Source organism: uncultured Amaricoccus sp., from assembly GCF_937858865.1.
Lineage (GTDB): Bacteria > Pseudomonadota > Alphaproteobacteria > Rhodobacterales > Rhodobacteraceae > Amaricoccus.
Genome location: NZ_CALLYO010000434.1, coordinates 1 through 1,351 on the forward strand (window position 1 = coordinate 1; position 1,351 = coordinate 1,351).

At 71.6% G+C, this 1,351-nt stretch carries 1 protein-coding gene; it reads right to left on the reverse strand.

The genetic code is table 11. The features are described 5' to 3' along the window. The coding region (locus Q0112_RS12890) for a carotenoid oxygenase family protein (RefSeq protein ID WP_297975916.1) at positions 1–1,289 on the reverse strand (1,289 nt) is incomplete at its 3' end. Positions 1,290–1,351 lie beyond the last annotated feature (62 nt).

The following is a 1,351-nucleotide window of genomic DNA, read 5'->3' on the forward strand; positions in this document are numbered from 1 at the left end:
GCCGGATCGTAGAGGTAGGTCGCGAGCCAGCCCGCGTCGTCGCCCTCGCCGCCCGGGATGAACACCGCCTCGCCGGCGATGCGGTTGCCGAAGTCGTGGCGGGTGATGGTGCCGGTCCCGGTATCGACCTTCAGCAGGCAGTTGAAGGTTGCCGAGGCCGGGTTGGCGATCGTCAGGCTGTCGGTCAGGGTCGGCACGTAGACGTGCCGGCTGGCGCGGGCGACGCGACGGTCGTCGATGCGCGGGAACTCGACCGGGGCGTCGAAGAGCGCCGCGTCGGTCAGCCGGCCGGCGACGGGGTCGAGGACGAGCCGGTGGAGCCGTGGGGGGACGTGATTGCCGCCGTCGCCGTAGCCGATGTGCAGGGCGCCGTGGCGGACATAGTCGATGACGATCTCGCTGCCCCGCTCGAAGCCGTTGGCGAAGTGGAAGACGAAGCACGCCTCGGTTTCGATCCAGCGGACGTCGGTGCCGTCGAGGTCCATGACGCCGATCCGGGTGCCGAGCGCGGGGCGCCATTGCAGGAAGGACTCGCCCTTCGCGGCGGCGGCCATGTCGAAGACCGCGGGGCCGATCAGGAGCACGAGGTGGCGCTCGGTCAGCACGAAGTCGTGGATCATGCTCGGCGCCGCCAGCGCGACCGGGAAGCTCCGCTTCAGCCGGCCGGCGCGGTCGACGTGGTGGATGGTGACGGTGGGGTGCATCGGGTCGTAGGCGAGGGCGAAGAGGTCGCCGGTCACCGGATGCACCCGGTTGTGGGCGCCGAGCTCGATGGGACGGTCGGTGCCGGCGGTCCAGGGGCCGAGGGTGCCGAGGTCGGGGCTCAGCTCCCACGCCGGCTCGACCTCGCCGAGAGCGAGCAGGTGGTCGCCGTGGCGCAGCACGCCGATGAAGGCGCCCTGCCTGCGCGGGTCGGCGGACCCGAGCGCCTTCGGGTCGGCCGGCGTCGGGTTCATCACGCCGCCATAGACCGTGTGGCCGGCGCGGTCCTCCAGCTCGAAGCTCGCGGTCCGGACGAAGCGGTTGGAGTAGCAGGCGCGGCCGTTGTCGAACCAGACCGCGTGCACCATGCCGTCGCCTTCGAGGGGATAGGTGTAGGAGACCGGCTGAAAGCGCGGGTTCGGGCCGTTGCGCATGTAGGCGCCCTTGAGGCCGTCCGGGATGCGGCCGGCGATCACCGGCAGGTCGCGCGCGTCGATCTCGGTGCCGATCGGCGCGAAGTTGCCGGAGAGATGCGGGTCGTCGGAGGTCCAGGTGATCGGGGTGCTCAGGGGGGCCGGCTCGGGCATGGGCGTTTCTCCTCGTCAGGGCCGCGGCATCCCACCTTCGCACATCGCGAGCCTCCGGTCCC